This window comes from Meridianimarinicoccus aquatilis (assembly GCF_004358675.1).
GTDB lineage: Bacteria > Pseudomonadota > Alphaproteobacteria > Rhodobacterales > Rhodobacteraceae > Meridianimarinicoccus > Meridianimarinicoccus aquatilis.
Genome location: NZ_SMZO01000112.1, coordinates 1 through 3,291, shown reverse-complemented (window position 1 = coordinate 3,291; position 3,291 = coordinate 1). Strand labels below are relative to the sequence as shown.

Annotated in this window: 3 protein-coding genes and 1 pseudogene; 3 read left to right on the top strand and 1 reads right to left on the bottom strand. The window is 58.5% G+C overall.

Annotated features, from left to right (window positions below; genetic code table 11):
- A partial coding sequence (locus E2L05_RS20460; RefSeq protein WP_133343866.1) for an IS1634 family transposase occupies nt 1-1,146 on the top strand: 1,146 nt, incomplete at its 5' end.
- Nucleotides 1,147-1,211: 65 nt separating this feature from the next.
- Here E2L05_RS20460 and E2L05_RS20455 read toward each other — a convergent pair.
- Nucleotides 1,212-1,855, bottom strand: a pseudogene (locus E2L05_RS20455) (IS5 family transposase); the annotation flags it as partial.
- Between the two features lie 60 nt (nt 1,856-1,915).
- On the opposite strand from E2L05_RS20455, the gene E2L05_RS20450 reads away from it, so the two are divergent.
- A complete protein-coding gene (locus E2L05_RS20450; protein WP_208016291.1) occupies nt 1,916-2,683 on the top strand; it encodes a hypothetical protein in 768 nt (255 codons plus the stop codon).
- 83 nt (nt 2,684-2,766) lie between these two features.
- Nucleotides 2,767-3,291: transposase (locus E2L05_RS20445; protein ID WP_208016242.1), on the top strand; the 525-nt coding region annotated here is incomplete at its 3' end.

The following is a 3,291-nucleotide window of genomic DNA, read 5'->3' as shown; positions in this document are numbered from 1 at the left end:
GCCAAACAGATCCGACCCTTGGTCGATCAGGACCTGACCGTTGTCTTCTACGACCTGACCACCGTGCGTATCCACGGCGAAGGCGAGGTCGACGACGATATCCGCGCCTATGGCATGAACAAGGAGACCGGTGGCATCGCACGCCAGTTCGTCCTCGGCGTCGTGCAGACCGCCGAGGGGCTGCCGCTCATGCATACCGTGCATCCGGGCAACGTGGCCGAGACCAGGACTCTGCAGGCCATGCTGGCCACTGTCCTGCAGCGCTTCCCGATCGAGCGCGTGATCCTGGTGGCCGACCGCGGGCTGCTGAGCCTCGAGAATATTGGAGCTCTGACATCCCTCGCCGAGCAGGGCGGGCGAACCCTGGAGTTCATCCTCGCGGTCCCGGCACGCCGCTACAGTGACTTGGTCGAGACATTCCGGAACATGGTCTTCGATGGGGGCGGGCTGGCCGAGGATCGTTTTGCCGGTCATCGCCTGATTGTCGCCCATGACCCGCTTCGTGCCACAGAACAGGGCGATCGGCGTCGCGCCCGCATCGCCGAGCTCGACGCCATGGCCGAAAAGATGGTCGGCAAGCTCGACGCTCAAGATGCCGGAAAGACCGCCAGGGGGCGCCGCGCCTCCGACCGCGGGGCGTATAGCCGCTTCACCCGCGCCGTCGCGGAAGCCGAACTCACGCGCTTCCTCAAGGCCGATCTCAACGCAGACCGCTTCAGCTGGAGTGTCAATGAAGACGCCATCGCCGAGGCTGAACTCTTTGACGGCAAGCTCGCGCTTGTCACCAACGCACCGGATCTGAGCCCTGCCGAGGCCGTCGCGCGCTACAAGGGCCTTGCAGACATCGAGCGCGGCTTCCGCGTGTTGAAATCCGACATCGAGATCGCGCCGGTCCACCACCGCTTGCCTGATCGCATCCGCGCCCACGCCATGATCTGCTTCCTGGCTCTCGTCCTCTACCGCGTCATGCGCATGCGCCTGAAAGCAAAAGGCCACAGCGCAAGCCCGCGCACCGCCCTCGATCTGCTCGAGCGCATTCAACGCCACACAACCAGCATTGGCGAGCGAACTTTGGATGGGCTCTCGACAATCACACCGGAACAATTGGAACTCTTCGACACCCTGAACCTGCCAAAACCCGCCTGAAGCCCGTTTGGTAGTCACACAATGGCGAACCCCGCCATAACAATATCAATCATTTAGCCGATTTGCTGTCGAACTTGGGGGCGCTTGTCGTATTTCACGGGTGTCTTTCGTGCTTTCCGTCCGGGGATGCAGGGCTTTATCCCTTTGTCTTTCAACGCATCCCGGAACCAGTCGGCGTCATAGCCCCGGTCGGCCAGCAGCCAATCTGCTGATGGCAAGCTGTTCAGCAGTGCTGCAGCACCGGTGTAATCGCTGACCTGGCCTGCGGTCATGAAGAACCGGATCGGGCGTCCATCGGCATCCGTGACGGCATGCAGCTTGGTGTTCATGCCACCTTTGGTTCGGCCGATCGCGCGGCCCCGCTGGTCCCCGGGCCCCCTTTTTTCGACCGCAGGCTGCTCGCCGTGCGGTGCGCCTTCAGGTAGGTCGCATCGATCATCACCGTCTTCGGAACGGCTGCCTCCGACGCAAGGCCGTGCATCATCCGCGCGAAGATACCCTTCTCGCCCCATCGCTTCCAGCGGTTGTAAAGCGTCTTGGCCGGGCCGTATTCCTTGGGCGCATCGCACCACCGCAAGCCATTGCGGTTGATGAAGATTATGCCGCTCAGAACACGCCGGTCATCCACCCGCGGCTTGCCATGGCTCTTGGGAAAGTAGGGCTCCAGGCGGGCCATCTGCGCGTCGGTCAGCCAAAAAAGGTTGCTCATCATCACCCCCGTCAGTTCGGGAGCTTGAATCACGCAGCTCAGGCGACCTCAAGCAGATCAATGGGTCCTGACCCTAAGCTCTTTGACAGTCTTCCCAAAGACCAGCAGGCACTGATCCTTGAAGCAAAGATGCTGATCTATGTCTGCGAAGGCACAGAGACCCAGATAAAGCAGTGGTTTGAGACCATCAATATTGCGGGCGTCCCGCTGAAACCTCAAGAACTGTTAAATGCGATCTATTCCGGCCCGTTTGTGACGCTTGCAAAGGCTGAGTTCAGCAACAGCCAGAACGCAAATATTCAAAAATGGTCCGCCTATATCAAGGGGAGTGCCAATCGGCAGGACTACCTTGAGCGTGCTTTGGATTGGGTAAGCAAGGGCGATATAGGCACTTACATGAGCGCCCATCGCACAGACAACAATATCGCTGAACTAAAGAACTATTTCGATAGCGTAATCGACTGGGTTTCGAGCGTCTTTCTCGACGTTGAGAAAGAGATGCAGGGATTGGACTGGGGAAGGCTTTATGAAAGCCATCACATGACATCCTACGATCCCGCCGCAGTTTCTGCCGAGGTCAAGCGCTTGTACGGAGACCCATTTGTTAAAAACAGGCGTGGGGTGTTTGAATATGTTCTGGGCGGGTCGCAGGACTCTAAGCTTTTAGATATTCGGGTTTTTGATGAAGCCATGAAACGCTCTGTTTATGAACAACAGACCAAGGCTGCAAAGGCAAAGGGCACATCGAACTGCCCGCATTGTGCGATAGGCCATGACGCCAACAAAAGTAAGATATGGGCGATGAAGGATATGGAGAGATATAGCTGAAAGTTGGTGATGGCCCCTGAGGGGCGGCATATCATGGCGTTGTTCACGCGCCGCAATTCTCTGCAGAGAAAAGGATATGCCACATGACGAAGACTATCATCACGACCTTGCCCGATCCACATGGATTTTCAGCTGACCCGTTGACTGACCTTCTGCGTTCAGGTGCGCGCAGCCTGATCCAGCAAGCAGTTGAAGCAGAGCTTTCGGTGTTGTTGGAGGCCTATTCCGGCGACCGGATCGAGGATGGTCGCGCTCGGCTTGTCCGCCACGGGCATTTGCCGGAACGCCAGGTGATGACTGGGATCGGTACTGTGCCGGTCAAGGTGCCGCGCGTGCGAGACCGGGGCGACACCGCTGAGAAAGTCCGGTTCACCTCGACAATCCTGCCGCCCTATTTGCGCAAAGCCAAATCCATCGAAGAACTGCTGCCCTGGCTTTATCTCAAAGGCATTTCCACTGGCGACTTTCACGAAGCACTTGCCGCACTTTTGGGCCCCAATGCAGCGGGGCTGTCATCAACGACAATTTCTCGGCTTAAAGCTGACTGGTGGGACGACTACGACCGCTGGCAACGCCGCGATCTCAGCACGCGCCGGTTCGTCTACATC

Excerpts from the sequence above, each read along its gene's own strand:
- E2L05_RS20450 (WP_208016291.1), top strand. The coding sequence starts at position 1,916 with ATGGGTCCTGACCCTAAGCTCTTTGACAGTCTTCCCAAAGACCAGCAG.